The organism is Pseudoflavonifractor capillosus (assembly GCF_016902575.1).
Taxonomy (GTDB): Bacteria; Bacillota; Clostridia; order Oscillospirales; family Oscillospiraceae; genus Enterenecus; species Enterenecus capillosus_A.
Genome location: NZ_JACSNZ010000132.1, coordinates 1 through 395, shown reverse-complemented (window position 1 = coordinate 395; position 395 = coordinate 1). Strand labels below are relative to the sequence as shown.

At 51.9% G+C, this 395-nt stretch carries 1 tRNA gene; it reads left to right on the top strand.

What is annotated here, in order from left to right:
- Nucleotides 1-286: 286 nt before the first annotated feature.
- Nucleotides 287-362, top strand: a tRNA-Lys gene (locus H9X86_RS12220).
- Nucleotides 363-395: the final 33 nt, after the last annotated feature.

The following is a 395-nucleotide window of genomic DNA, read 5'->3' as shown; positions in this document are numbered from 1 at the left end:
TTGCAAACCAAGAAATTGTAAGATTTCTGTTTGCGAAGCGAGACGAAGGGAATGCGAGCGTCGCGAACAGGCAAAGCATGACAACAAGAATGAATGCAGGCAGCTTGCTACATCACATTGTTCAGTTTTGAGGGTGCGGAAACAACGAAGTGCTGATCCGTCGTGAGCCGCGAGGATGGACCGGAGCGAGGGCGAGAAACCAAGAAACATAAGTTTCTGTTTCAAGTCCGAGACGAAGGGAAGCCGAGCGCTGCGAACAGGAGAGGCATGACATCCGAATCCATGAGCACCTTTAGCTCAGTTGGTAGAGCACCTGACTCTTAATCAGGGTGTCCAGGGTTCGAGTCCCTGAAGGTGTACCACTCCCACTTGGGTGTGTGATGCACCCAAGTGGG